This window comes from Virgibacillus oceani (genome assembly GCF_014638995.1).
Lineage (GTDB): Bacteria > Bacillota > Bacilli > Bacillales > Amphibacillaceae > Virgibacillus_E > Virgibacillus_E oceani.
On sequence record NZ_BMFR01000001.1, the window covers coordinates 372640 to 397331 of the forward strand.

Sequence of the window (24692 nt, forward strand, 5' to 3'; positions counted from 1 at the left end):
TATAGAATTTACGTTATCTTTACACGTAATTAATAGGCAGTTAATACTAGTAAGCTATTATTGGGTTGTAGAGAGGAAGGGAATACACTAGTCTCTATCAATTCAAATATGTGGGGGTAATAGCATTGAGAAAAACAAAACATTTTGTATTATCCATGTTTATTTTATTAACACTTGGAACGCTAGCAGCATGTGGCAATGGTGATGGAAGCAGCAGTGCTGAAGAAGAACAAAAGGTTGAAGTTGATGGATCATCTACAGTATTTCCAATCATGGAGGCTGTTGCTGAAGAATTTTCAGCTGAAAACCCAGATGTGAAGGTTCCAATTGGTGTCTCAGGAACAGGTGGCGGTTTTGAAAAATTTATCGCTGGTGAGACCGATATTTCCAATGCATCACGTCCTATCAAGGAAGAAGAAAAGAAATTGCTGGAAGAAGAAGGAATTAACTATACTGAATTTAAGATCGCTTTAGATGGATTATCTGTTGTCGTAAATAAAGAAAATGATTGGGTAAACCAGCTTACTGTAGAAGAATTAAACAAAATGTGGTCTGAAGAAAAAGGTGTTAAAACATGGGCAGATGTTCGGGATGGATGGCCGGAAGAAGAGATTGAATTTTTCAGTCCAGGGGCGGATTCGGGAACATTTGATTACTTTGATGAAGTAATCTTAGACGGTGCACAAATACGAAAGGATGCTGCATTATCAGAAGATGACAATGTACTTGTTCAAGGTGTTTCCGGAACGAAAAATGGTATTGGTTACTTTGGATACGCTTATTACTTGGAAAATAAAGATTCGCTAAAAGTGGTTCCGATTGTAAATAGCAGTGGAGAGGCAATTACACCAAGTCAGGAAACCATTCAATCGGGTGAGTATGAACCATTATCCAGACCAATGTTCATCTATGTGAAACATGAATCATTAAAAAATGATACAGTATATAATTTTACAAAATATGCACTTGAAAATGCTGGTTCTATGTCAGAGGCAGTTGGTTATGTAGCATTACCAGACAGCACCTATACAGATGCATTAAACAAGCTTGACGAAATTACCGAAAAGTAATTTCTAATGGCAAATGCGGGTTAATAGTAATTGGATAATGAGGAGAGTTTAATCAAGTTCTCCTCACCTTTCTTTTTTACTATAGGAGGAAATTTATGTCGAAATCGGTTAGCGAAATTATTAAAGAAAAGAAACGAAGAAAATTTTTGCCGGGATATTTGGAAAAGGCAGCACCAATTATTTTTGGAATTTGTGCTGTCATATCCGTTTTTACAACGGTAGGGATAATTTTCACGCTAGTAATTGAAACGATTACCTTTTTTAATCGTGTGTCAATCATAGAATTCATTACAAGTACAGATTGGTATCCATTTACGGAAAAAGCGCCAAGTTATGGGATTCTTTCGTTAGTATCGGGAACATTGTTAATAACCTTTATTGCGATGCTGGTAGCAATCCCTGTTGGACTTTCTACAGCAATATATTTAAGTGAATATGCCAGTGAACGGGCTAGACGGATTATTAAGCCTATACTAGAGGTTCTAGCTGGTGTTCCAACGATTGTTTACGGCTTTTTCGCATTAACATTTGTTACACCATTACTGAAAGGAATTATTCCAGGACTTCCGATTTTTAACGCATTAAGTCCTGGAATTGTAGTCGGAATTATGATAATTCCAATGATTGCCTCCCTCTCAGAGGATGCAATGAGTTCCGTCCCTAGTTCAATGCGGGAAGGGGCGTTAGCAATGGGGGCGACAAAATTAGAGGTAGCCTTGAAGATCGTTCTTCCTGCAGCACTTTCTGGTATTATTGCATCCTTTGTTCTTGGTATATCCCGTGCAATCGGTGAAACAATGATTGTTGCTGTAGCCGCTGGTTCTACTCCTAAGTTTACCCTAGATGTGACTGAATCGATTCAGACAATGACAGCGTATATTGTTCAGGTTAGCTTAGGGGATGCATCGTATGGATCAACTATTTATTACAGTATTTATGCTGTAGGAATGTCATTGTTTGTTTTTACTTTGCTAATGAATTTATTGGCGCAGTATATCTCTCGTCGTTTTAGGGAGGAGTATTAAGATGAATTTGGTTGATAAACAACTTGTTAAAAATAAAATGGGTATGCGTTTAATTCGTAATAAGTTAATAAAGCAGCTATTCTTGATGGCTACTTTATTCGCTATCATCATCTTAGGTACACTTTTATACCGTATTTTCACACAGGGGATTGGTTATTTAGATTGGGAGTTCTTTTTAAGCTTCGCATCTAGATTCCCTGAAGAAGCGGGCATTAAAGCAGCTATTATTGGTTCATTATGGTTAATGGCTATTACTGCCCCCATATCGTTAATTTTAGGTGTTGGTACTGCTATCTTTTTAGAGGAATATGCTTCTAAAAATAAATGGACACGATTTATTCAAATGAATATTTCAAACTTAGCTGGGGTGCCCTCGATTGTATTTGGATTGTTAGGTCTTACTGTATTTGTAAGATTACTAGAAATGGGGAGGAGCATTATTGCTGGGGGATTGACGATGAGTTTGCTGATTTTGCCAATTATAGTTGTTGCATCCCAAGAGGCGATTCGATCCGTTCCAAATGATCAGTATGAAGCTTCATTTGCAATGGGAGCTACTAAATGGCAAACCATTCGGAGAGTAGTGTTACCAGCGGCTATTCCAGGAATATTAACTGGGGGAATTCTGGCATTATCAAGAGCGATTGGTGAAACTGCCCCACTGTTAATGATTGGTGCATTGACATTTATTGCTTATTTGCCGGAAAATATATGGTCGGGGTTCACAGTAATGCCAATACAGATATTTAATTGGACCAGCAGACCTCAAGAAGAGTTCCACTATGTTGCTGCTGCTGGAATTATTGTGCTCTTGGTTATGTTATTAATTATGAATTCAATAGCAGTGTTTATTCGTAATAAATTCTCAAAACGTTATTAAATAAGGAGGAATTTGTCTTGTTAACTGTCGAAAGGAATAGACCAATGGCAAGTTCTATTAGTCCAATAAAAGATAATTCAATTTACACTGTACGAAATTTCAATTTATGGTATGGAGCTGACCATGCATTAAACGATATATGTATGGATATTCCAACAAATAAAGTAACAGCTATTATTGGTCCGTCAGGGTGTGGAAAATCTACCTACATTAAGGCATTGAATCGTATGGTTGAATTAGTCCCATCGGTTAAAATGACTGGCAGTATTGATTACAATGGACAGAATATTTTTAATCCAAAATTTAAAGTTGAGGAATTAAGAACTAGTGTCGGGATGGTGTTTCAAAAACCAAACCCATTCCCAAAATCTATATATGAAAATGTAGTTTATGGGCCCAAAATCCATGGAATTAAAAAGAAACAAATCCTTGATGAAGTAGTGGAGAAAAGTCTTAAAGGGGCGGCATTATGGGATGAGGTAAAGGATAGATTGCATGAAAATGCTTTTGGGCTATCTGGTGGACAACAGCAGCGGCTTTGTATTGCCAGATGTTTAGCAATTGAGCCAGATGTGATTTTAATGGATGAGCCGACATCAGCACTAGATCCAATTTCAACGTTGAAGGTTGAAGAATTAGTACAATCGTTGAAGAAAGAATACAGCATAGTAATTGTGACGCATAATATGCAGCAAGCAGCCAGAATTTCAGATAACACTGCCTTTTTTCTTAATGGAGAAGTAATTGAATATAATAAGACAGATCAAATCTTTTCTAATCCCACAGATAAACGTACAGAGGATTATATTACAGGCAGATTTGGTTAATTTAGAAGGAGGACGCTGATGGTTGCAAGAGAACAATTTCAACTGGATCTAAAAGATATGAAAGAGGAAATTATACAGCTAGCAAAGTATACTGAAGCGGCTTTAGTAAGTGCCGTGGACGCCCTTTATAATCAGGATATGGCTTTGGCGGAACAAATTATTGAAAAAGATAAAGATATTGATAAAAAAGAACTGGATATTAATAACAAGGCAATATTACTAATAGCAAAACAGCAGCCAGTTGCAAAAGATCTCAGAAGGTTGATTATCGCATTGAAAATAACTACGGATCTTGAAAGGATGGGAGACCATGCAAAGAATATTGCTAATGCAACAATCGAACTCGGTGAACATCATCTATTAACTGTCCACCCTGCTGTAAGAGATATGCGTGATATTGCCATTGAAATGGTCAAAGTAGCAGTTAATGCGATTAGATATGAGGATATTTCGGTGGCCGGAAAGTTGTCGGGGATGGATGACAGTATGGATAACTTATACGAAACAATTATTCGGGAAATGCTTGAAGAAACGGCAACAAATCCAGAAAAAGTTCAATATGTTATGCAAATGGCATTTAGTGCAAGATACATTGAAAGATTTGCTGACCATATTACGAACATCGGTGAAAATATTTTATTTCTCGTTAAAGGTGAATCGTATAATTTAAACTAAAGGTACATTTAATAAGTTTGATTGCATTTAAAATATCCGTAGACTGCGACGTAAATACTTGTGGTGATTTTGCATTATTTTGGACGCTCTTTGGTCCCGCAGCCCGTATACACTTCGCTTTCCGTGGGCGGCTGATGAGCCTCCTCACGCTGACGCGCTCCGGGGTCTCACCGATGCCTCATCTCCCACAGGAGTCTCCGTGTATACGGGCTGCTAGTAAGTGTATTTATAACGTAATCATGATTTCTTAAAGATTATAGTTACTTTATATTTAATAATTACAATCTATGCAAGTACCGATATATATTAATTCCACTGCACTAGTCCGGCATCGCTGCGGGCGGTGACTCCTGCTCAGAAAAGCACGAGTCCGAAGACACCAAAGAATGGTTTTCTCGAGGAGGCAGAGGCCGTGCCCTAAGGTGTGCATCCGCCCGGAGCGATCCCGGACGGCGACCCGAGAATATTACGTCGCATTTTACGTCGATTGTGAAACACTATTTTTTAGAAACTAGTCAAATAAAAAAAGCTGTATCGGAAGTAAAGATTGACTTTATTCCCGTACAGCTTTCTTTTATTTAGTAAGTTCTTCTGCGATTTCGAAATTACTCATGGAACTCGAAACGCTAAATTCGCCAAGCTGGATTTTTGTACTATATCCTTCATCTTCTAAATAACTTGTAAATTCCCTAGCATTATCAATAATTCCATTTTCAGCTAAACGGGAACTGATTTCAGATGATGGCATGCCTGATTCTATTTTTAAAGTATAGGTTTTCTCAGCATTTTCTTGAGAGGACTTTTCATCTTGTTTTTCTTTTTCAGAAGCATTATCCTCTTTTTCTTCAGCAGATGCGGTTTTCTCTTCCTTATCAGCTGTCTTTTTGTTATCTTTTTTTTCATTCTTATCATTTACAGAAAGTGAAATATATTCCGATTCTGTAATTACACGATAACCGTCTGCTTCAATGGCAGCTATCATTTCATCTGTATTCAAATCATTTGATTTAGCTTTTGAGTCTTCAAAAAAGTAGAATACCAGTACAATGATACTCGTTGCCAAAACGCCAATAGAAAATAAACGAACAGGTTGTTTCATCGATTGTACTCCTTATTTATTAATTTTTATGATTCTCATGTGTTGGAAGGATTTCTTCTGTTAATAATTCCTCTTCCAAAATCTTTATTTTCTTCTTCATTTGATATGTATCCTGCATGGTTGAGATAGATAACTGTTCTAATTGACTTTCTAATTCCTCAAACTTATCGTTCATAAAGAATGATAGTACAAATAACACAATAGCCACAGCAATTAAGGTTATTAAAACATATAACATAATTTTACCTCCAATAAATTTTACACATTAATAGTTATAACATAGAATAAAAGTAAAAACCATTGTCTATTTTTACAAACTATTAATTCATCAATTAATAGTATTCGATAGATTATTTGTGATTATGGGGGATGTAATTCAAAAGGAAATAAATAGTTATTGGAATTCAATCGTTATTTTTTTTCGGTATATCTTGATTGAATGCGAAAGATCTGCTATTATAATTAAGTCTGAAATGAAATTATTATGCCAACAAAGCAGTTTTCATAGTTTGGAGGGAAAAACATGCGAGTAAACATTACATTAGCTTGTACTGAAACTGGTGATCGTAATTATATTACTACAAAAAACAAGCGTACTAACCCTGAGCGAATAGAGCTTAAGAAATATTGTCCACGATTGAAAAGACATACTTTACATCGTGAAACAAAATAGTCAAAACGATAAAACTCTTATCACTTATTGGTAAGGGTTTTATTTTTTTTAGCATGAATATTTGCTACTATAGCTATGGGGGGCTGTGCTTTGGATAAATTACAATTACGAAAATCGACAATAGCAACACTAAAGGCAATACCTGAAACCGAAAAGAAAACAATTGAACAAAATCTAGCGTATTTTCTAACAACATCTGCTATGTGGAACAATGCTACTACTATTGGAATCACCGTTTCCAACGGATTCGAATGGAACACTAGACCAATAATCGAGGCAGCATGGGCACAGGGGAAAACAGTGAGTGTCCCCAAATGTGAACCGAAGCAGAAGCAACTTACTTTCTATCAATTTGAATCGGACGATCAATTGGAAATTGTATATTATAATTTATTAGAACCAATACCTGAAGAAACTAAAAAAATGGATAAGCATGATATCGATTTATTAGTAGTACCTGGTTTACTTTTTGATAAATTTGGTTTCCGAATTGGTTTTGGCGGGGGGTATTACGATAGATATTTAACAGATTATGCAAATCAAACAGTTTCTCTGGCAAGCAGCCATCAGCTTGTTGATTCATTGCCTTTCGAATCGTTTGATATTCCCGTGAATCAGTTAGTTACAGATACGGGAATTATATACAGGAGGCCATTATAATGAACTGGGAGCGTTATTCACGACAAATGTTATTTTCACCGATAAAAGAATCGGGCCAGGAATTATTAGCAAAGCGATCCGTGCTTGTTGTTGGGGTCGGGGCACTTGGGACGGTGATATGCAATCATCTTGTCCGATCCGGAATTGGCAGACTGCGTATTGTTGATCGGGATTATGTTGAATTGAGTAATTTACAGCGGCAAATGCTTTTTGATGAAAATGATGTTATCGAGGCTTTGCCCAAAGCAATTGCTGCCAAAAAGAAATTAAATAAAATCAATAGTGATGTTTCTATTGAAGCTATAGTTGATCATGTTACATATGGAAATATTGATGAACTGACTGATGAAATTGATTTAGTATTAGATGGGACGGACAATTTTGCAACCCGGTATCTTTTGAATGATATCTGTTACAAGAAAAATATTCCCTTTTCCTATGGCGGAGCAGTTAGCTCCAGAGGGATGACCGCATTATTTATACCAAATGAAACTGCTTGCTTAAGGTGTATAACGAAGCCGGGATCAGAAAATGGACAAACTTGTGATACGGCAGGTGTCATTTCACCCGCGGTCGATATCGTAGCTTCCATGCAGGCTGTGGATGCGTTAAAGTACTTAACCGATAACAAACAGAACATAAGAAAATCATTAATAACATTTGATGTTTGGTATAATAAGCAATACGATATAAATTTTCCTAAACCGGAGCCCAATTGCCCAACCTGTCAGACAAAAGAGTACCCTGCACTAAAGAAACATTCACAGGAACAGGAAACCGTTCTATGCGGCAGGAATACGGTACAGATTCATCAAAAGGCCAATTTGGATATATCCATGCTTGAAAAACAATTATCAGGTGTTGCTAGAATTCAGCGTACACCATTTCTATTGAAGGCAAAATTAAATGAAGATGCTGCATTTGTGATTTTTCCTGATGGACGAGTGCTCGTACAAGGAACGGAGGATAAAATTTATGCACGAACACTTTATGACCGTTATATTGGTTCATGATGTATAAATATAATCCTTTTGAAAATAACTAATAACATCACTTTTATAGAAAAGGGTGTTTATATGCGGTTCATTTTAATTTTCACATTTATTTTAGCGGCAGCGTCAGTAATTTACAAATGGAGATACAGAGTGGTAAATACTATTTTGGCAATTAGTTTTCTTAGAAGAATTGCAGTTTCCATTACCATGAACATGCCGAAAATCAGAAAAAATCTACTATCTAATTTCTACAGCAATCAAACTGCCCGATAAAATGAACAAAAAAGAAGCTCATCAGCTTCTTTTTTGTTTTATTCAAGAAATTATCCCTTTGTTTTGTTATGATGTTGGTAGGGAGGAACGTACATGTATTTATCCGAGCAATATCTGATGTATAGAACAGCGCACTTGTTAGTGGAAAGGTACCAATTTGAAGTCTTGCATCTAAATGATAACGAAGGGGAAATATGGTTAGAAAAATTTGAAAATAGGACCTCGCATATTGTGAGACTGCTGCATAAAGGATTTGATTGGAAAAATCATTTGAAGAAAGATATTGCATTGGTATTCCAAAAAACAAAAGCTATGACGCGTTATCTGCAAGGAAAAAATATCGAGATACATAATGTTTATATTTCATCGCATGCACCAGTGGATGACTGGGAATCCTTAAAGAAACCAATGCTGTTGAATGAAAAAAATCCAATAAAAATGGGTGTTTATTACCTCGAAGAAAAGGAAGCCGAAAATGAAAGAGCAAGATTATTTAAATCATTGGATATTCCTATAATAAATGATACAGAAAATTTTACTGATACTGAAAAAGAGAAACAGATTAATAATAGTAAAGAGAAACTAATGAATGCATTAAATTTGAAGCAAAAAGAAGCTGAGACAGTATTTTCGTTTGGCAAACCTTTTCTGACATACTTACTTTTATTTATAAATATTGCTCTGTTTATTATGCTTGAAACGAAAGCCGGCGGAAGTCAATCCACAGAAAACCTGATAAACTTTGGTGCGAAATATAATCCAGCTATTATTGATGGTGAATGGTGGCGGATTATAACATCAATGTTTTTGCATATTGGACTAATACATTTATTTATGAACATGTTAGCCGTATATTACTTAGGGATTACAGCAGAACGAATTTATGGATCATGGAGGTTCCTGGTTATTTATCTTTTAGCGGGAATTGGCGGGGGTCTTGCTAGCTTTGCTTTTACATTCAATGTATCGGCTGGAGCTTCGGGTGCATTATTTGGCTTATTTGGTGCGTTGCTTTATTTCGGACTTTTATATAAGAGAATATTTTCCCAAACAATGGGAAAAGGATTACTTATTTTAATTGCAATTAATATAGTTTTTGGCTTTTCCTTCCCGCAAATTGATAATGGCGCGCATATTGGCGGATTAATAACTGGTTTTGCAGCTTCAGCAATTGTCGGTTTACCAAAAAAAAGAAGAGTAGCAACTCAATTGGGTGCGTTTATTTTATATGTTCTGATTATTGGTGGATTGAGTTTGTTTGGTGTACAGAATAACATCAATAGTGCAAACTACCAATTAATCAAAATTGATGAAATGTTACAACAAGAAAATTACGAGGAAATAATTAATAGTGCGACAAAAGGTCTTGAACATCCAGGAGAACTGGAGGGACGACTATTATTTCAACGATCATACGCATATATTGAGCTGGGCAAGGCGGAATTGGCGACAAAAGACCTTGAACGAGTGGTTAAATTGGAAGATATGCCTGAAGCCTACTATAATCTAGCAATATTGTATTCGGAACGCGGTGATGAACAGCTGGCAGCAGAAGCAGCAGAGAAGGCATACGAATTAAAACCGAACGATGAGGATTACATTCGTTTTTACGAGCATATCACTGGCGAAAAGCTAAGCAATTAAACGTGAGGTCTGTCTTTGTTTTCGATGGAGACAGACTTCAATATTTTTGTATGAGTCTCTCTTTTTTGCCATTAACTTCATACAAAACAAATAAATGTGTACTTTTTTTATCGAATAAAACAATCGGAATATAACTTGATAGTTTATTATCAGAAGGTGATGTTGCAGGAAGAATATAATTTTTATACAGTCCTTCCCATAATTGACCGATGATCTGGTCTGTTTGCACTAAGGTCATATTAGGCAGATTTTCCTCGTTATATTTGTACAGACTAGTTAATGGTACTGAGATATAATCTTCTTTATTAATATCAAAGTAATTCATAAGCCTATTCCAATGATAAAGTAATTGCTGTTTTGTTGTCAGGTCTAATAAATTTTTCCATTCGTTTTCAAATTCGCCCTTTGGTTCTTTAAATGACTCAAGCGGTGTGGTAGGTGAGTCAATTACATATAATTCATCATATGACATTTGGTGAATACTTTTAATTTTGTCATCGGGATAATGAATTTCTCCATGATGGAAAGAAATTGCCTGAAAGTATCCACTGTCCTCATTAGTAAGTTTTTGATTCAATTGAATAATATCTTCGTTTTGCCTCCATTTGCTTAATACTCCTTTTAGTCTTCCATTATCAAACAATAAAGAAGCATCCTGTCTTAAATAAACTTTTTTGTCGCTTTTGGAATTACTAGTCCAAGAAATATCATAGGAATTATTGTCTTGCTGCGAATAGAATTCAATGGATGTATGTGAATCTTCAAATGTTGTTTCCTGGTCAATAGGAAAATAAGTTATAGCGGGAAGAGAACTTAATCTTCCTATATATAAAAATCCAGCCAGTATTATAAATGAGATGAGTATACAAATGAATGTCCATTTATTCATGATAATTACATCCTTTTTAATTACTTGTTTATTTAAGATTTATGTTAACAGACAAGTCTTTATGAATAGATTTGATGCAGACAGTACAAACTATTTTAAGAAAAAATCCAAACATCCGTTTGAAGCGGGGATGCACTGTTGTGTTGTATTGCTCAGCTGCCTAAGGATACTTTGCAAGTGCTTATTGTATTTTTCATTTCCTTGCTTTATAAAAAGTCAAAACAACAGGTGATGTTTATGAATAAAGAAAAACAACCTTTATTTTCCTCCTACGATGAAAATGTTGAATACATGAAAGACAGACTAGCTGTTGATAAAAGTTTTGATGTTATTAATTTAGATTTAGAATATGCTGGCCGTAAAATGGCAATGTTTATGATTGATGGTTTTGCAAAAGATGAAATTATGCATTTTATTATGAAGCTGCTCGCAAAACTGGAACCAGAACAATTGGAACCAGATCCGTTAACAAAATTATTTAAAACCTATATACCGTACATTGAAATTGGAAAACAAACTGATTTGATAAAGGCATCCGATCAGGTCCTTGCTGGTCCAGTGGCATTGCTGGTTGAAGGAACCGACGCAATACTAATGATAGATGCAAGAACCTATCCAGTTCGTTCACCGGCAGAACCAGATCTGGAACGGGTAGTGCGCGGTTCAAGGGATGGCTATGTTGAAACAATTGTTTTCAATACAGCATTAACCCGAAGACGGGTCCGTGATCGTTCATTACGGATGGAATATATTCAGGTAGGAAGAAGATCTGAAACAGATGTCTGTTTATGTTATTTAGAAGACATTGCAGAACCGGATCGTGTAGCTGAATTAAAAGATGTATTAAAGAGAATTGATACAGATGGACTTCCAATGGCCGAAAAGACGATTGAAGAATTCATTAGTGGCAGACATTGGAATCCTTATCCTACTGTTCGGTATACGGAAAGGCCAGATACGGCAGCTGCGCATATATATGAAGGACACGTTTTGATAATAATTGATGGATCACCTAGTGTTATGATAACACCGGCAACATACTGGCATCATTTACAGCATGCTGAGGAATATCGCCAAAAGCCATTAGTAGGCGCATACTTACGATTAGTCCGTTTCATTGCAGTTATGGTCTCTATTTTTATTTTGCCGCTGTATTATTTGTTTTCTACAAATCCAGAATTATTGCCACAAGGATTACATTTTATTGGCCCTGCCGAGGCGGGGTTAATTCCGTTAATTGTTCAATTTTTAATTGCAGAGATAGGTATAGATGTCCTCAGGATGGCAGCTATTCATACGCCAACTTCCTTGGCAACAGCATTAGGGTTAGTTGCGGCAATTTTAATTGGACAGGTTGCGGTAGAGGTAGGTTTATTCTCAAATGAAGTTGTTTTATATTTATCGGTTGCAGCAATAGGAACATTTGCTACACCTAGTTATGAGCTAAGTTTAGCGAATCGGATTGTTCGAATAATGTTACTGGTGGTAACTGCTTCGTTTGGGGTTATAGGATATGTTGCTGGTATTACGTTTTGGATTTTATATTTGACAAGAATGACTTCTTATAACACAGCATATTTCTGGCCATTTATGCCATTCTCGTTTCGGGCGTTTCGTGATATACTTATTCGTTCTCCGATTCCACTCAAAAACAGACGCCCGGCATTTTTACATCCTCAGGACCCAGATCGCTAAGGCGATCTGGGTTCCATATTTTAGGCTAAATGATTATTCCCATAATGAATTATATTTGATATAATTAAATTTGGTGATTCTTATGAATACAGTTTATGATATCCAACAATTACTAAAAAAATTTGGAACATTTATTTATATTGGTGATCGGATGGCTGAATTAGAATTAATGGAAATGGAATTAAAGGAATTATACGATTCACAATTCATACGCCGAGAGGAATATACAAAAGCAATACTGATCTTAAGGAAAGAGGCAGCACAATTGCGTGATAACCAATAGGCAAAATCCAATTAGAATAAATAAGCATAAAAATAAAAGTCTTTCATACATATCATTTAGTATATGTAAATGCATCTTTAAATAGATATTAAAAAAATAACAGGATTATCTGAAACTTTTATCCATGTAAATTCGTCTTATAGAGTAGTTTACTAATCTGCTTGTTTCAAAGTAACTTAAAAAGGGAAACAAGAAATAATGGTAATAAATAATGGTAATGAAAAGAAAATTTTGAATTAAAACATGTTTTTATGTTAGGAGGAACGAATGATGAACATAAAACGGGCTAAAATTCCATTATATATAATAGCAACTTTGTTGTTTGGCGTAAAAACATATATTATTTATCGCTTTATGTTTAGCATTGAATTGGATAATTCCATGCAAGAATTAATACTGTTTATTAATCCATTCGTGTCGGCGTTTTTAGTTTTTGCCTTAAGTGTCTGGTTTAAGAAACAATCACGACAAATGAAATTTTTACGATATACCGCGTTAATTGGGACAATCATCTTATATTTCAATCTAGTATTCTATCGTTCATTTACAGACTTTATAACGATTCCACAATTATTTCAAGCAAGCAACATGGGGGATTTGGGATCAAGTATACTGACGCTGATAAAGGTTTATGACATATTGCTATTTGCCGATGTGGCAATAATTTGGTATTTAAGTAAGAAAAAACAGGATGCAATGACTGTCAGTTACCCAAGAAGTGGTAAATTTTTCGCGCTTGCAATGTCGTTTGTTTTAATTGCAGGTAATTTTTTCTTGGCTGAAATGGAGAGACCGCAGCTTTTCACCCGTGCTTTTGACAGAGAATATCTTGTGAAAAATATTGGATTATTCAATTATCATATTTATGATATAGCTGTACATTCAAAAGTTAAAACACAACGCGTATTTGCAGATGGAACTGAATTACCGGAGATTAAAGAATATATCGATGGAATTCAAAGTAAGGAAAAGTCAGAACTGTTTGGTGCAGCAGAAGGCAAGAACGTCATTTTTATTTCTGCTGAATCCCTTCAAAGCTTTCCTATCAATAACGAGGTGAATGGTGAAGAAATAACGCCATTTTTAAATAGTCTGACCAAAGATGATGATACATTTTACTTTGAAAATTTCTATCATCAAACCATGCAGGGAAAAACATCCGATTCCGAGTTTTTAACAGCTAATTCACTTTATCCATTGTCTAGAGGTGCTGTGTTTTTTACGCATGGTCAAAATGAATACCATGCACTGCCGGAAATGTTAAATGAAGAAGGGTATTATACAGCTTCTTTTCATGCGAATAATAAAAGCTTTTGGAATAGAGATCAGATGTATGAAAGCTTAGGATTTGATCATTTTTATGGGGAAGAAGCATACGAAGTGACAAAAGAAAATTCAATTGGATGGGGATTGAAGGATAAACCGTTTTTCGAGCAATCGATTAAATATCTGCAAACAATTGAACAGCCATTTTACACGAAGTTTATTACCTTGACCAATCATTTTCCATTTGAATTAAGTGAAGAAGATCGTTCGATTGAACCATATGATTCTAATTCAAATACGCTGAATAATTATTTTCCAACTGTAAGGTATATGGATGAATCAATTGAACAGTTCTTTAACCAGTTAAAAGAATCTGGTATATATGAGGATTCCATTATTGTAATTATGGGTGATCACTATGGAATTAGTGAAAATCATAATAAAGCAATGAGTAGTTATCTAGGAAAGGAAGAAATAACTCCATATGACCATATACAATTACAACGGGTTCCTTTCTTTGTTCACATTCCAGGAAGCGGTAAGGGTAAGGTAATGTCAGAAGTAGCAGGACAAATTGATATTAAACCGACTTTATTGCATTTACTTGGGGTTGATACTACTGATGATATTTATTTTGGAAATGATTTATTTTCAGATGATCGTAAAGGCTATGTTGCTTTAAGAAATGGTGACTATATCAGCGATAAATATATTTCTACAAGTGGTATTTGCTATAACCGTGAGACAGGGGAGCCAGTAGTAGAAAACGCTGAAAATGAAAAACCATGTGCACCAATTGAGGAAAAGGTGGCACAAGAACTTGGATATTCAGATGATCTTATATATGGTGATCTTTTCCGCTTTGTTGATTTTAATAAAATTAAATAAAATGAAGAGGCTGATTCAATTTCGAATCAGCCTCTTTCTTTGTTCTAAGTATGTTTTAGATCAACCAGTGATTTCGTATATAAGGGTAGCAATGGAGAAAAATCCAAATGCCAATGCAGAAACAGCTGAAAAACCTAATGCAAACATATTTTTTAATTTAATTTGACGAATTACAGAAACCGCAGATAATAATGCAACAATTAGTAATAAACATGCTAATACTATTCTCATTCTCTTATTTCCTCCTTACCGTATTCCACTGTTGATATAGGAATTGCATTTATATTATTATGTAACTAAACATTACTATTTATTATTTTATAGCATTATAATGGTTTTGTCGAGCATGTTCAATAGGGATTTTGCAACAATTTATAAATGCAAAATAAGGGGAGATTTAATTGAAAATAAAAGGTATTTCAGCAGGTCCATTAGGAACAAATTGCTATATCGTATATGATGATAGGAATGCAGTTATAATTGATCCTGGTGGTGATGCAGAAAAAATAAAGTTATTTATAGAAAGGGAACAGATTAAACCGCATGCGATTTTATTAACCCATGCCCATTTTGATCACATTGGTGCTGTAGAGTTATTACGAACTCACTTTAAAATAAATGTATATTTGCACGAAAATGAAATGGATTGGTTAACGGATCCTATGTTAAATGGGTCAAAATTATTTTTGGAAGAGCCTATTGTAATTCAGAAAGCTGATCATTTACTAAAGCCTGGGGAGTTAAGGATATCTGGTTTTAATTTTGAAGTAGTTCACACTCCAGGGCATTCACCTGGAAGTGTCAGTATTATTGCACATGATGCATCGTACATTATAGGTGGTGACGTTTTATTTCATCATGGAATTGGAAGGACCGATTTACCAGGTGGAGACATGCAGCAGTTAATAACAAGCATACATAAGGAATTTTATAGCCTTGACGATAACTACATTGTATATCCCGGGCACGGTGCTGAAACATCAATAGGGGAGGAGAAAAAAAATAATCCATTCGTAAAACAATAACATGGTATAAATTGCGATTTCTAAATTTAGATGTGTCGATTAGACTCAAGTGTAAAAGTTAAAGCACTTTATGTTTGGGGATGTGGTAGTTTGTCATAATTTTTAGAAACAGAATTGCACATGACTGACCAGTTGTTTATCTAATCTACCCAAGGAATTTTAAACAATAAAAAAACCCTTCTTTATAAAGAAGGGTTTTAGGGGGGATGTGCTCTGCTCTTTTGTTGGTTAGGGATAAAAGTTAAGCTACTACTATAACTATAAATGCATATTAAGAACATGTCAATAGAAAAATAAAAAAACCCTGCATAAAAAAATATTATGTAAGCAGGGTTTTTTGTTGCGCTTTTCGGCTTATTCAAAGCCAGGAACAAGTATAAAGTTTGAATACCATGTAAAACCGACCATAAATACTGTTAAATAAGCTCCGAATAAGTACATATACATGCGCTCAGATAATTTTAAATAACTTACTGTAAGGAAAAAAGCTGTTTGAACTAGGAATAATAATGCCGTCTTTTGCATGTCGCCAATAAAAAACATTACTGTAAAAATCCCTGTCCAAAAAGCAAGCACTCGAAACATTCGATCCATGCTTTCCCCCTCCTTCTTGGTAACCTTATCATTTCTTATCATTGTTATTATAAACGAGGAAATGAATATTGTAAATGAATCTTGCTAAACAATTGAAAGTTTTGCCACATACGTACAACTTTCACATCCTTGAAACATGTTTTCTTCCTCAATTAATTCCACATCATTAAAAAGAGCCTCAAACATTCCTTTTAAGAAGTAATTATGCATCTCGCAAATTGTTTTGTGATTGTGGCTGGCAACTTCTTTAAACGGGCAATTGTTAATGCAAAACGTAATACTATTTGATTCCTGATTATAGGTGAAATTAGGATACATGCCTAACATATGTCCTGCATTTTCCAACAGGTGTATTTTCTTATCAACTGTTAGATCTTCGTTGGAATAATGTACAGTCTGCAAACGTTCGATTACCTTTAAACCATATTTTCTTCCGGTATTGTATAATGCATGTTTGCCGGCTTCCCCAAGTTCACTGAAAGATTCAATGGCTATTGATGAAAGCAGTTTATAGTCACGATGTGGAAAACTTAACTCAATAACTTCATCGGAAAGTTTATAAAGTCTGCTTGGTCTTCCGCCTTTTCCAGTCTTTTTCGGGTAGGAAACGATCATACTTACGTCTTCCAGCTTTGATAGATGAAGTCTTGCCACATTTGGATGAATCTCAAATTGCTTTGCTATTTCACTAACATTTACTTCCTGATTCTGTTTAACAATGTATTGATAAATATTAAATCTAGTCGGATCACCTAAAACACTTGAGATTTGTAATGCTTTTTCCAATTAAACCCACCTCACTATGGTTATATCTTTATTATAGTAAAGATCTTCTTGAAATGGGTAAATAGAACTAATTGTTGAAAAATATACACATTCACGTATACCTAAGTAGTTTATCGCAATTGCTTGCAATTTATTCAGGTGAATTGTCAAATGATAAAATGTTAGTTGTAACATATGATTTAGTATCAGTATTAATTGTAAAGGTTAATTCGTACTTTTTGCTCGTAATCTGTTCAATATCGATATATACATCTCCATCTGGAAATGTATATACTACGGGCTGACTGCTATTTTCATGCTGCGGAAAGTTTTGTTTTAGTTTAGCCCTGCTAATTTGCAGCAATGTTTCAATCTTTAGTTGTTCCAATTGATTGTCGGTAATTCGTATATCACTTTTGTATGTGTTTACAGCAGCTGTTAACACAATTAATACGATAGCAGTTAAAAATAAGACATATGGCAGAAAAAATCCATTTTGCTTAGTGGTAAAAAATGATCGATTTTTCATAGATTTCTCCTTGTATGGAGGTAATTGTAAGATGGATACCGAATGGCAATGGCTTAAGTTCAAATTGTTTAACATTGCGCAAATATATCTCGTGCCCCTGACCATCAACCTGTCTTCTAACCGTGTTATTATACTGTTCAAATGAAACAACGGTTCCATCCTTCATATTTAATTTTAAGCCTTTCGCGTCTACGTAGAAATTTGTCGCTTTCATAACATCATCTCTAATAAAATGGAAAAACTGCAGTGTTGAAATTTCATCATAATTAGAGGAGTAGGTTACAGTCTTTGAGATATAGCCAATAAACGGCAGTGTCATAAAAAATAAAGTAATAGTTACTAATAGTGTTATGAACGTAAACCCCTTTTCATTCCTGAGGATACCCATATAAACAATACTTTTCGATGGATTGTTTGACATTTTGCCACTCTGCACATCCTTTAATTAAACGGTTTTCCAAATTAAAATGAAACAATACTTCTTTCTTATTAATTCTTTCTGTATATGTCTTGGGGATTGCAGGTTCGCTATCCCATAAATAGTCTTGCAATTCATCGTGAAGACGATTTGTTAACATACGTCGCTGGCTTAATACCTCAAGTTCAGTATTCAGCGTGGTTGCTATTGGGACAAGCGTTGTTGCAATCATAAAAATGATACTGAAAGCTACTAATACCTCGATTAGTGTAAAACCCTTATTGTTTTTCAATGTAGCAGCGCCCCTTGCCTAACGGGAATACGATTCGATATTCTGACAATTTCGTCTGAATGTACAAAGAGCCAGATTGTTTAATTGTCCCATTTGCATTAAATGAAATAGGTTTTGTCATTTTTCTTTTTTGAACGATCCAGTCATCCGGAATAGATCTCTTAACAAGCAATTCATCGTTATTTCCTTTTCTGATTTCATACGTGTTGCTATTAAGCTTAAAGGTTAATCGGATATAGTCAGTTGTAGTGTAAGACATGTTTTGCATATATAGCAGATCAAATTCAAATGTTTCAAAAAACTGTTTTTCCTCTTGTTTATCAATTACTGAAAACATCACTGGCACACTTAAAAGAATAAATAGTCCCCATATACTTAGTGAAAACAAAACTTCAAGAAGGGTGAACCCGTTTTTTCTCATTACTTCTCCTACTCGGTTGACACATTAACAATATCGTCTTTTAAGGTTAAGGAATCTTTATTTGGACATGACATTTGTTCACCAGTTATATAACCTGCGCTTTTCAATACTTCTAAACTTGCAGGGCTATTACCTTTGTCTAGCTTATACGCATCAACCTGGGCCTGAACTACAGAAACTAACGCATCGCAGCCTTTTGAATAAACCTTGTCACTTTTATCACTTAAATTTGGAACGAACAATATAATTAAGACTGATATAATTAACAAGACTATTAGCATTTCAATCAGTGTGAAACCTTTTTGATTTTTAAACATTGGTCAAATCTCCTTTATATAGTTTTAATCAATTGGAACATTGGCCACATAAGAGTTATATAAATGAAAATAATGAAACCAGCCAGCAATAGAAAAAACGCTGGTTGAATATATGTAATTACTTTCATTATTTTACGGTGCAAATCCTCCGTGATCAGTTCGGCGTATACGGATAAATCTTTCTCCAAAGCATTTATATCCGCATTTTTTTGGAAAATCATTGCAATTTGTTTCTCCAACAATTGCAATTGAGATAGTAAACTTGATAATTGAAGTCCTTTTTGCAATTCCGCTGTCATTAGCGTTGAATAATGAGATAAGATTGGTAACTTTGGCTGCTGTGACATAATAGTCAAAATTTCTTTAATAGGGATTCCAGTTTTTAGAAGAGAGCTAAAATGTGTTGCAAATAGAAATGACGTTTGGATTTGTTTGTATTTACGATATATGGGGATAGAACGGTATACTTTAATTTGCTTTTCAATACTAAGTTTTTGCTTATTTATCTGCCATAGACCACCTCCTATAAGAATTAAGACAAATAATACCATTACAAAACTGCTTAAAAAATCAATGACAACCATTGATAAGTATACGGTTGATGATGTTTCAGGATTTGATTGGAATAGATCCAGAAATGAGGGGAGCACAGATTGTTTAATAAAATAGAGTAGAATAGAAAAGATGAAAAGCAATATAATTGGATATCGTGCCACTTGTTGAAACTTTTGCAGATACTGTATTCGCTGCTCGAACATATTAATACATTTTTCAATGGTAGCCTGAACATCACCATTTGCCTGTACAAAGAATAAATAAGAGGTAACAATGGTATTAAATCTTGCCTTTTCAAAAGCCTGATCAAGCGTTGCTCCATTTTTTAATGCCTCCATAATAATAGTGGAGGGCCGCTCAAGGTTTTTATCCCATTTTATTACTTCAAGCGCTTCTATTAAGGTATACCCGTTATGTAATAATCTGGATAACCTATTTAGAAATAATAATTGTAATTCCTTTCTTATTGTTTTGTGCTTAATTCGCGTTAAAAACTTTTTTAGATACAAATCCATAAGCAAATGCCTTCTTTCTTAAATGATGAAAAGTCTGGAATTGCTCCATATTTTCAACGTTAACTCCATTCAAAGCACAATCTAATAAATCACCTTCCAAAAATTCCAAAATAGCGGCTCTTCTTGAGATTGTTTTGTTTAATTCAATTGGCAATAATTGTAATGCTGCAACAGAAATAAGCGATTGTTTTAAATCGGTTACTGAAAGTCCCATTTCTAATAATCGATGTATTGTGCCATTTGCATTTTTTGCATGAAGCGTACTTAATACCAGATGTCCTGTTAAGGAAGCTTCAAAGGCAAAACGTGCAGTTTCCCGGTCACGAATTTCACCTACCATAATAATGTCCGGATCATGTCTTAATGCAGCTTTTAACCCAACTTGATAGGTTATGCCTGCCTTTTCATTTACTTGCACCTGCAAAATATTTGTGATTTCTTTTTCGATTGGGTCTTCTAATGTAATCGTTTGGTAAGAATCACGTTGAAGAATTGTCTGAAGCAATGCATAAAGGGTGGTTGTTTTACCGCTGCCGGTTGGACCTGTAAAAAGAATAATACCAGCACGATTTAAAAGTAAATTTTTCAGTTTGTTAAGTTGGTTTGGAAAAAGAAATAGCTGTTCGAGTGAAAGGTTTTCGTCCTGTGGCAGAATTCGGATGGCAAGGCTTTCCATATGATTAACGGGAAGCGTCGATAAGCGAAGATCATAATGAATTGCAGCAGATTGAAAGGTAATGGTACCATTTTGAGGTTTTCGTATTTCACCAATGTCCATTCCCGATGTAAACTTAAAGTATGCTAACAACAATTGATACTGGGAGAAAAGTATCTGTTTATGAAAAATTCGTTTGCCATGTATTCGAAAATAAATATCCGTATGCTTTTCGAAGGGATAAAAATGAATATCGGAAGCTTGTGCTTCAAACGCGGATAGAAGAAGCTTTTGCGAGAGGGTTGTTGCGGGGTTCAATGAAGAACACCTCCATATTTAATTTTTATTTTGCTATAATAGCTATATTCGACATGAATTAACAAATTCCTTCTTTTTTCTTAAAATATTTCAAAAAAGTTTTTAGAGGTGGAGTAACTTGAAAACAATTTATTTAATTGGTTTTATGGGAAGCGGCAAAAGTTCGATAGGGGAGTGTCTAAGCTTATTATTAGATGTTCCTTTAATTGACACGGATGCAGCGGTAGAGGAAAAATACAGTCAATCAATAGCAGCAATATTTAAAGAGAAGGGGGAGAGTACGTTTCGTATATATGAATCAGCGGCATTAAGAGATACCCCCAACACAAATGCTGTCGTATCAACCGGTGGGGGAATTGTGGAAAACAAAGGCAATACGAATTATATGAAATCCGGTACAGTGATTTATTTACATACATCCTTTCATGAAATTAAGAGACGATTACAATATGATCAAAAGAGACCACTTTGGAACAGCAGATTGGAGGAAAAGGAACAATTGTATAAGCTGAGACTTAATCTCTATAAATCATGTGCTGAGTATACTATTTCCACAGATAGCAAATCAATTGAGGCTATTACGAATGAAATAATTGCAAAAATCAAACATGTATAAGTATATCCTAAATACAAATGGAAATGCTAAAACTAAAGAAAATGAGGTGATAGCTATTTCGGGCAATGATTATGTAAAATACATGACAGAGCAGGTAGTAACATTTATGGATATGCCACGTAATGAAAGAAAATCACGGAGAAAACACAAAAAAAGTGATGTTTCATTACTTTCGAATAAATGGCTAGGTGTCCTGCCCTTCGCCTTAAAAATGTTCATGAAGAAAACTAATTAGCAGGCCCACGCTATTTGGGGCCTGCTTTATTGTATAGTAAGAGCTGGGTCATCATTAAGATAAAATATACCACCATTTATTACACGAAATGAAACGTGAGGCTGGTATCGATTTATTATCTCATCGATCTCTTGTTCCATTTTCCTTTCCAAATTTTCTTCATCCATCCTATCACTATAAAAATGTTTTAGCATCTTAATTTCCTCATTCAGTGTCTTTACAGATTCGTCTGCCCATTCGAATGTTTGATTTTCAATATAATTTTCAAGAACGGCTTCAATACGTTTGAACCCACTGCTCACCTTGATTAATGGTGATATAGTAAAACAATAATCAGATATTGTCATTTGGAGCGGCAGGGTTTTTAAATAATCCATCATTTCGGTTTTCATCATTCCATTAACTAAATGTAAACCAATGGAAATAATTTCATCTTTTTTTTGTTTTCCTACATAGCTGATTTTTATATTTATAACCAACCAAGGATAAAGGGCTAACTTTGCAGTGGTATCAATTTTTTGAAAAAGCCTTGTATATTTTTCATTTGTGTGCAGGTGCGTAAAAAGCTGCTGTAATCTTGGACTGCCAAAATGAATCCAGTCTCCTTTTTCGTCCCGTTTATCGGGATTGGTAATCAAAGTTAGCTTCATTGGTTCGCCGGCAAAACCGGTACTTTTAACATAATGCCAGTAAAATGGTCTATTCATTAAAGCCCTGTCCATTTTTTCCGTTAACTGTACGGTCAATACTCCATCCTGATTGTGCAGTAAATCACAGCTATGTGCTGTAAAATAATTTTGTAAAAAATCGTTTAAATGTTCAATTGCCATATTGATTTTCCTCACTAACAGTAGAATCATGTGTGTACTTGATAACAGAAGAAAGATTATCAAGCTTAATTTTAGCCTCACCAGTTGATGTTGATTCGGAAAAAATAGATTGAAGTTCGGCTTCGATATCGGTTATATTCAGCTCAGCTAAAATCATGTCTAGATTTCCTATAACCTGTTCAAATAGATTAATCTTTTCATATAGTAAATTCATGATGTGTTCTTCAACGGTTCCACGGATAGCCATATTATAAATATGAACATCTTTTTCCTGTCCGTAACGGTGGATACGACCAATTCGCTGTTCAATGCGCATCGGATTCCACGGCAGATCATAGTTAATCAAATGATTGCAAAATTGCAGGTTAATCCCTTCCCCGCCTGCCTCTGTCGCAATTAATACCTGTGCATGGTTTTTGAATAATTGTTTCATCCAATCTTTTTTTCCGCTTTTAAATCCACCTCTAAATGGAACTGAAGTAATATTATTCTGCTGTAAATACCATTGCAAATAAAGTTGACTAGCCCGATATTCCGTAAAAATAATAACTTTTTCATCCGGGTTTTGCTTGATGATCTCAACTGCCTTTTCCGCTTTTGAGTGGTTAGGCAGTTCTTCAATTTTACGCATAAGAGATTGGTATAACGCATCATTTGCTGTACCATTTTCGGTCATTTTTTTTAGTGATAAAAAACATGCTTCGCGTGATGAGCAAATTTCTCTTAATAAAGTAATCTTAGCAAACGTTTGAAAAGTTCCTGTAAGCTGATCCAACTCTTGGTAAAATGCATTTTCCTTTTCTGTGAAATCAATCCATACTGTTTCGATGTTCCGGTGTGTATTACTTAATTCTGTACCTTTTCTAGTGTTACGAATCATTACCTTTTGAACTAACTGCTTTAAAAAAGCATCTTGTTTTATGTTTTTGCGATCCTTGCCATATTGTTCCAAAAATGATTCATAATTTCCTAAATGCCCTGGCTTTAGAATGGATACCAAATTAAAAATTTCAATTAATCGGTTTTGCACAGGAGTTGCAGTTAATAGAAGACAATACTTTTTCTTTAAAGCCCTGACAAATTCATAATTTTTGGTTTTATGGTTTTTTAATTTATGCGCTTCATCAATTAATACGAAGTCATAATTTATATCTAATATCTGCTCCTGGTGTGGTGATCTTTTTGCTGTATCAATGGAAGATATCAGAATGTCAACTTGCTCCCAATTGTAGCTTTTTCGATAAGAGATTGCAGGAATGTAAAATTTTTCATTTAACTCCTTTGCCCATTGACTGACTAATGATGCCGGGACTAAGATTAATGCTTTTTTCACCAAACCTCTAATCATATATTCTTTTAATATTAAACCCGCCTCTATTGTTTTTCCTAATCCAACTTCATCTGCTAGAATTGCACGGCCATTCATTTCCTCAATAGCTTGCTTTGCTGTTTGAAGCTGGTGCGGAAGAAATTCTACATGTGGTAAATAGTCTAAAGCACGTAAACCATTAAAAGTTGGTGTCATAGCAGTTGCTTCTGCTTGGTAGTTCATTTGAAATAATTCCCAGCTGGAGAAGGGACCTTCGTTTTCAAGCTTGTTTTGAAACTCCTCAATAAATGCAGTGTCTTTTCTAATTTGTATTTTGCTCATTACGTGTACATCCTTCATTAGATTGACATGTTTTTGTGAAATTAAAAAGTAAAAATGTTTCTATATTTGGTTCTATTTTTCCTATGTATTGTGTGATATACTTAACCCAAAATA

31 protein-coding genes are annotated in these 24692 nt (G+C 34.7%); 16 read left to right on the top strand and 15 right to left on the bottom strand.

Annotated features, from left to right (window positions below; genetic code table 11):
* The first annotated feature begins 125 nt into the window (after nucleotides 1–125).
* The 5 genes from IEV74_RS01920 (at nucleotide 126) to phoU (ending at nucleotide 4477) form a co-directional block, all read left to right on the top strand.
* Nucleotides 126–1070: a PstS family phosphate ABC transporter substrate-binding protein gene (locus tag IEV74_RS01920; protein ID WP_373284296.1), complete on the top strand. Its 945-nt coding sequence runs from the start codon at nucleotides 126–128 to the stop codon at nucleotides 1068–1070.
* A gap of 95 nt (nucleotides 1071–1165) precedes the next feature.
* Nucleotides 1166–2095 (top strand): phosphate ABC transporter permease subunit PstC, encoded by a 930-nt coding sequence (gene pstC, locus IEV74_RS01925; protein ID WP_188453649.1) that lies wholly within the window; start codon nucleotides 1166–1168, stop codon nucleotides 2093–2095.
* A 1-nt stretch (nucleotide 2096) separates the two neighbouring features.
* Nucleotides 2097–2975 carry a phosphate ABC transporter permease PstA gene (gene pstA / locus IEV74_RS01930; protein WP_188453650.1) on the top strand — a complete coding sequence of 293 codons (879 nt, stop codon included), beginning with the start codon at nucleotides 2097–2099 and terminating at the stop codon, nucleotides 2973–2975.
* Between the two features lie 44 nt (nucleotides 2976–3019).
* Complete coding sequence (gene pstB / locus IEV74_RS01935; RefSeq protein WP_188453955.1) at nucleotides 3020–3802, top strand: phosphate ABC transporter ATP-binding protein PstB; 783 nt, start codon at nucleotides 3020–3022, stop codon at nucleotides 3800–3802.
* A gap of 18 nt (nucleotides 3803–3820) precedes the next feature.
* Nucleotides 3821–4477, top strand: coding sequence for a phosphate signaling complex protein PhoU (gene phoU, locus IEV74_RS01940; protein WP_188453651.1), 657 nt, complete (start codon nucleotides 3821–3823; stop codon nucleotides 4475–4477).
* Nucleotides 4478–5051: 574 nt separating this feature from the next.
* On the opposite strand, the gene IEV74_RS01945 is transcribed toward phoU, so the two are convergent.
* On the bottom strand, nucleotides 5052–5576 hold the full coding sequence (locus IEV74_RS01945; RefSeq protein WP_188453652.1) for a hypothetical protein: 525 nt from the start codon (nucleotides 5574–5576) through the stop codon (nucleotides 5052–5054).
* A gap of 19 nt (nucleotides 5577–5595) precedes the next feature.
* Nucleotides 5596–5814 (bottom strand): hypothetical protein, encoded by a 219-nt coding sequence (locus tag IEV74_RS01950; RefSeq protein ID WP_188453653.1) that lies wholly within the window; start codon nucleotides 5812–5814, stop codon nucleotides 5596–5598.
* Nucleotides 5815–6099: 285 nt separating this feature from the next.
* Between IEV74_RS01950 and rpmG the strand changes: the two genes are divergently transcribed.
* The 5 genes from rpmG to IEV74_RS01970 all read left to right on the top strand — a co-directional run bounded on the left by rpmG (nucleotide 6100) and on the right by IEV74_RS01970 (nucleotide 9821).
* A complete protein-coding gene (rpmG, locus tag IEV74_RS01955; protein WP_099158510.1) occupies nucleotides 6100–6249 on the top strand; it encodes a 50S ribosomal protein L33 in 150 nt (49 codons plus the stop codon).
* A gap of 90 nt (nucleotides 6250–6339) precedes the next feature.
* A complete protein-coding gene (locus IEV74_RS01960; RefSeq protein ID WP_229683032.1) occupies nucleotides 6340–6909 on the top strand; it encodes a 5-formyltetrahydrofolate cyclo-ligase in 570 nt (189 codons plus the stop codon).
* The gene (locus IEV74_RS01965; protein WP_188453655.1) at nucleotides 6909–7922 is read left to right on the top strand and encodes a ThiF family adenylyltransferase; all 1014 of its coding nucleotides are present in this window, start codon (nucleotides 6909–6911) and stop codon (nucleotides 7920–7922) included. The genes IEV74_RS01960 and IEV74_RS01965 overlap by 1 nt, the downstream gene beginning before the upstream one ends.
* Nucleotides 7923–7985: 63 nt before the next feature.
* Nucleotides 7986–8177 (top strand): protein YqgO, encoded by a 192-nt coding sequence (yqgO, locus tag IEV74_RS20075; protein WP_506016878.1) that lies wholly within the window; start codon nucleotides 7986–7988, stop codon nucleotides 8175–8177.
* A gap of 93 nt (nucleotides 8178–8270) precedes the next feature.
* The gene (locus tag IEV74_RS01970; RefSeq protein ID WP_188453656.1) at nucleotides 8271–9821 is read left to right on the top strand and encodes a rhomboid family protein; all 1551 of its coding nucleotides are present in this window, start codon (nucleotides 8271–8273) and stop codon (nucleotides 9819–9821) included.
* A 37-nt stretch (nucleotides 9822–9858) separates the two neighbouring features.
* Here IEV74_RS01970 and IEV74_RS01975 read toward each other — a convergent pair whose 3' ends face one another.
* The gene (locus tag IEV74_RS01975; RefSeq protein ID WP_188453657.1) at nucleotides 9859–10710 is read right to left on the bottom strand and encodes a hypothetical protein; all 852 of its coding nucleotides are present in this window, start codon (nucleotides 10708–10710) and stop codon (nucleotides 9859–9861) included.
* Between the two features lie 237 nt (nucleotides 10711–10947).
* Here IEV74_RS01975 and IEV74_RS01980 point away from each other — a divergent pair, with 237 nt between their 5' ends.
* From IEV74_RS01980 to IEV74_RS01990, 3 genes are all read left to right on the top strand, one after another.
* Nucleotides 10948–12405, top strand: a complete 1458-nt coding sequence (locus IEV74_RS01980; RefSeq protein WP_188453956.1) for a spore germination protein — start codon at nucleotides 10948–10950, stop codon at nucleotides 12403–12405.
* A gap of 82 nt (nucleotides 12406–12487) precedes the next feature.
* Entirely contained in the window at nucleotides 12488–12688 is a 201-nt protein-coding gene (locus IEV74_RS01985) for a YqgQ family protein (RefSeq protein WP_188453658.1), read from the top strand.
* Between the two features lie 270 nt (nucleotides 12689–12958).
* The gene (locus IEV74_RS01990) at nucleotides 12959–14842 is read left to right on the top strand and encodes an LTA synthase family protein (protein ID WP_188453659.1); all 1884 of its coding nucleotides are present in this window, start codon (nucleotides 12959–12961) and stop codon (nucleotides 14840–14842) included.
* A gap of 60 nt (nucleotides 14843–14902) precedes the next feature.
* Here the strand turns inward: IEV74_RS01990 and IEV74_RS01995 are convergent, their stop codons facing one another.
* Nucleotides 14903–15073 (bottom strand): DUF2759 family protein, encoded by a 171-nt coding sequence (locus IEV74_RS01995; protein ID WP_188453660.1) that lies wholly within the window; start codon nucleotides 15071–15073, stop codon nucleotides 14903–14905.
* Between the two features lie 170 nt (nucleotides 15074–15243).
* Between IEV74_RS01995 and IEV74_RS02000 the strand changes: the two genes are divergently transcribed.
* Complete coding sequence (locus tag IEV74_RS02000) at nucleotides 15244–15867, top strand: MBL fold metallo-hydrolase (protein WP_188453661.1); 624 nt, start codon at nucleotides 15244–15246, stop codon at nucleotides 15865–15867.
* A 354-nt stretch (nucleotides 15868–16221) separates the two neighbouring features.
* Here the strand turns inward: IEV74_RS02000 and IEV74_RS02005 are convergent, their stop codons facing one another.
* The 9 genes from IEV74_RS02005 to comGA form a co-directional block, all read right to left on the bottom strand.
* On the bottom strand, nucleotides 16222–16461 hold the full coding sequence (locus IEV74_RS02005) for a DUF2626 domain-containing protein (protein ID WP_099158500.1): 240 nt from the start codon (nucleotides 16459–16461) through the stop codon (nucleotides 16222–16224).
* Between the two features lie 84 nt (nucleotides 16462–16545).
* Nucleotides 16546–17247 carry a helix-turn-helix transcriptional regulator gene (locus IEV74_RS02010; RefSeq protein WP_188453662.1) on the bottom strand — a complete coding sequence of 234 codons (702 nt, stop codon included), beginning with the start codon at nucleotides 17245–17247 and terminating at the stop codon, nucleotides 16546–16548.
* A gap of 130 nt (nucleotides 17248–17377) precedes the next feature.
* A complete protein-coding gene (locus tag IEV74_RS02015; protein ID WP_188453663.1) occupies nucleotides 17378–17755 on the bottom strand; it encodes a competence type IV pilus minor pilin ComGG in 378 nt (125 codons plus the stop codon).
* Nucleotides 17727–18176 (bottom strand): ComGF family competence protein, encoded by a 450-nt coding sequence (locus IEV74_RS02020; protein ID WP_188453664.1) that lies wholly within the window; start codon nucleotides 18174–18176, stop codon nucleotides 17727–17729. Before IEV74_RS02020 ends, IEV74_RS02015 begins: the two co-directional genes overlap by 29 nt.
* A complete protein-coding gene (locus IEV74_RS02025) occupies nucleotides 18124–18465 on the bottom strand; it encodes a type II secretion system protein (RefSeq protein ID WP_188453665.1) in 342 nt (113 codons plus the stop codon). Before IEV74_RS02025 ends, IEV74_RS02020 begins: the two co-directional genes overlap by 53 nt.
* The gene (comGD, locus tag IEV74_RS02030; protein WP_188453666.1) at nucleotides 18452–18886 is read right to left on the bottom strand and encodes a competence type IV pilus minor pilin ComGD; all 435 of its coding nucleotides are present in this window, start codon (nucleotides 18884–18886) and stop codon (nucleotides 18452–18454) included. The genes IEV74_RS02025 and comGD overlap by 14 nt, the downstream gene beginning before the upstream one ends.
* Before the next feature lie 8 nt (nucleotides 18887–18894).
* Nucleotides 18895–19203 carry a competence type IV pilus major pilin ComGC gene (comGC, locus tag IEV74_RS02035; RefSeq protein WP_188453667.1) on the bottom strand — a complete coding sequence of 103 codons (309 nt, stop codon included), beginning with the start codon at nucleotides 19201–19203 and terminating at the stop codon, nucleotides 18895–18897.
* A gap of 14 nt (nucleotides 19204–19217) precedes the next feature.
* Entirely contained in the window at nucleotides 19218–20273 is a 1056-nt protein-coding gene (comGB, locus tag IEV74_RS02040; protein ID WP_188453668.1) for a competence type IV pilus assembly protein ComGB, read from the bottom strand.
* Complete coding sequence (comGA, locus tag IEV74_RS02045) at nucleotides 20236–21246, bottom strand: competence type IV pilus ATPase ComGA (protein ID WP_188453669.1); 1011 nt, start codon at nucleotides 21244–21246, stop codon at nucleotides 20236–20238. The genes comGB and comGA overlap by 38 nt, the downstream gene beginning before the upstream one ends.
* A 118-nt stretch (nucleotides 21247–21364) precedes the next feature.
* Here comGA and IEV74_RS02050 point away from each other — a divergent pair, with 118 nt between their 5' ends.
* Together IEV74_RS02050 and IEV74_RS02055 are read left to right on the top strand one after the other, a co-directional pair.
* Nucleotides 21365–21862 (top strand): shikimate kinase, encoded by a 498-nt coding sequence (locus tag IEV74_RS02050; protein ID WP_229683033.1) that lies wholly within the window; start codon nucleotides 21365–21367, stop codon nucleotides 21860–21862.
* Nucleotides 21855–22097 (top strand): YqzE family protein, encoded by a 243-nt coding sequence (locus tag IEV74_RS02055; RefSeq protein ID WP_229683034.1) that lies wholly within the window; start codon nucleotides 21855–21857, stop codon nucleotides 22095–22097. Before IEV74_RS02050 ends, IEV74_RS02055 begins: the two co-directional genes overlap by 8 nt.
* A gap of 26 nt (nucleotides 22098–22123) precedes the next feature.
* On the opposite strand, the gene IEV74_RS02060 is transcribed toward IEV74_RS02055, so the two are convergent.
* Nucleotides 22124–22927: a YqhG family protein gene (locus IEV74_RS02060; RefSeq protein WP_188453670.1), complete on the bottom strand. Its 804-nt coding sequence runs from the start codon at nucleotides 22925–22927 to the stop codon at nucleotides 22124–22126.
* Entirely contained in the window at nucleotides 22917–24578 is a 1662-nt protein-coding gene (locus IEV74_RS02065; RefSeq protein WP_188453671.1) for a DEAD/DEAH box helicase, read from the bottom strand. The genes IEV74_RS02060 and IEV74_RS02065 overlap by 11 nt, the downstream gene beginning before the upstream one ends.
* Between the last annotated feature and the right edge of the window lie 114 nt (nucleotides 24579–24692).

Bases quoted from the DNA above. Each gene is read 5' to 3' on its own strand.
- pstC (WP_188453649.1), top strand. From the start codon at position 1,166: ATGTCGAAATCGGTTAGCGAAATTATTAAAGAAAAGAAACGAAGAAAA.
- pstA (WP_188453650.1), top strand. From the start codon at position 2,097: ATGAATTTGGTTGATAAACAACTTGTTAAAAATAAAATGGGTATGCGT.
- pstB (WP_188453955.1), top strand. From the start codon at position 3,020: ATGGCAAGTTCTATTAGTCCAATAAAAGATAATTCAATTTACACTGTA.
- phoU (WP_188453651.1), top strand. From the start codon at position 3,821: ATGGTTGCAAGAGAACAATTTCAACTGGATCTAAAAGATATGAAAGAG.
- IEV74_RS01945 (WP_188453652.1), bottom strand. From the start codon at position 5,576: ATGAAACAACCTGTTCGTTTATTTTCTATTGGCGTTTTGGCAACGAGT.
- IEV74_RS01950 (WP_188453653.1), bottom strand. From the start codon at position 5,814: ATGTTATATGTTTTAATAACCTTAATTGCTGTGGCTATTGTGTTATTT.
- rpmG (WP_099158510.1), top strand. From the start codon at position 6,100: ATGCGAGTAAACATTACATTAGCTTGTACTGAAACTGGTGATCGTAAT.
- IEV74_RS01965 (WP_188453655.1), top strand. From the start codon at position 6,909: ATGAACTGGGAGCGTTATTCACGACAAATGTTATTTTCACCGATAAAA.
- yqgO (WP_506016878.1), top strand. From the start codon at position 7,986: ATGCGGTTCATTTTAATTTTCACATTTATTTTAGCGGCAGCGTCAGTA.
- IEV74_RS01970 (WP_188453656.1), top strand. From the start codon at position 8,271: ATGTATTTATCCGAGCAATATCTGATGTATAGAACAGCGCACTTGTTA.
- IEV74_RS01975 (WP_188453657.1), bottom strand. From the start codon at position 10,710: ATGAATAAATGGACATTCATTTGTATACTCATCTCATTTATAATACTG.
- IEV74_RS01980 (WP_188453956.1), top strand. From the start codon at position 10,948: ATGAATAAAGAAAAACAACCTTTATTTTCCTCCTACGATGAAAATGTT.
- IEV74_RS01985 (WP_188453658.1), top strand. From the start codon at position 12,488: ATGAATACAGTTTATGATATCCAACAATTACTAAAAAAATTTGGAACA.
- IEV74_RS01990 (WP_188453659.1), top strand. From the start codon at position 12,959: ATGAACATAAAACGGGCTAAAATTCCATTATATATAATAGCAACTTTG.
- IEV74_RS01995 (WP_188453660.1), bottom strand. From the start codon at position 15,073: ATGAGAATAGTATTAGCATGTTTATTACTAATTGTTGCATTATTATCT.
- IEV74_RS02005 (WP_099158500.1), bottom strand. From the start codon at position 16,461: ATGGATCGAATGTTTCGAGTGCTTGCTTTTTGGACAGGGATTTTTACA.
- IEV74_RS02015 (WP_188453663.1), bottom strand. From the start codon at position 17,755: ATGAAAAATCGATCATTTTTTACCACTAAGCAAAATGGATTTTTTCTG.
- IEV74_RS02020 (WP_188453664.1), bottom strand. From the start codon at position 18,176: ATGTCAAACAATCCATCGAAAAGTATTGTTTATATGGGTATCCTCAGG.
- comGD (WP_188453666.1), bottom strand. From the start codon at position 18,886: ATGAGAAAAAACGGGTTCACCCTTCTTGAAGTTTTGTTTTCACTAAGT.
- comGC (WP_188453667.1), bottom strand. From the start codon at position 19,203: ATGTTTAAAAATCAAAAAGGTTTCACACTGATTGAAATGCTAATAGTC.
- comGB (WP_188453668.1), bottom strand. From the start codon at position 20,273: ATGGATTTGTATCTAAAAAAGTTTTTAACGCGAATTAAGCACAAAACA.
- IEV74_RS02055 (WP_229683034.1), top strand. From the start codon at position 21,855: ATGTATAAGTATATCCTAAATACAAATGGAAATGCTAAAACTAAAGAA.
- IEV74_RS02060 (WP_188453670.1), bottom strand. From the start codon at position 22,927: ATGGCAATTGAACATTTAAACGATTTTTTACAAAATTATTTTACAGCA.
- IEV74_RS02065 (WP_188453671.1), bottom strand. From the start codon at position 24,578: ATGAGCAAAATACAAATTAGAAAAGACACTGCATTTATTGAGGAGTTT.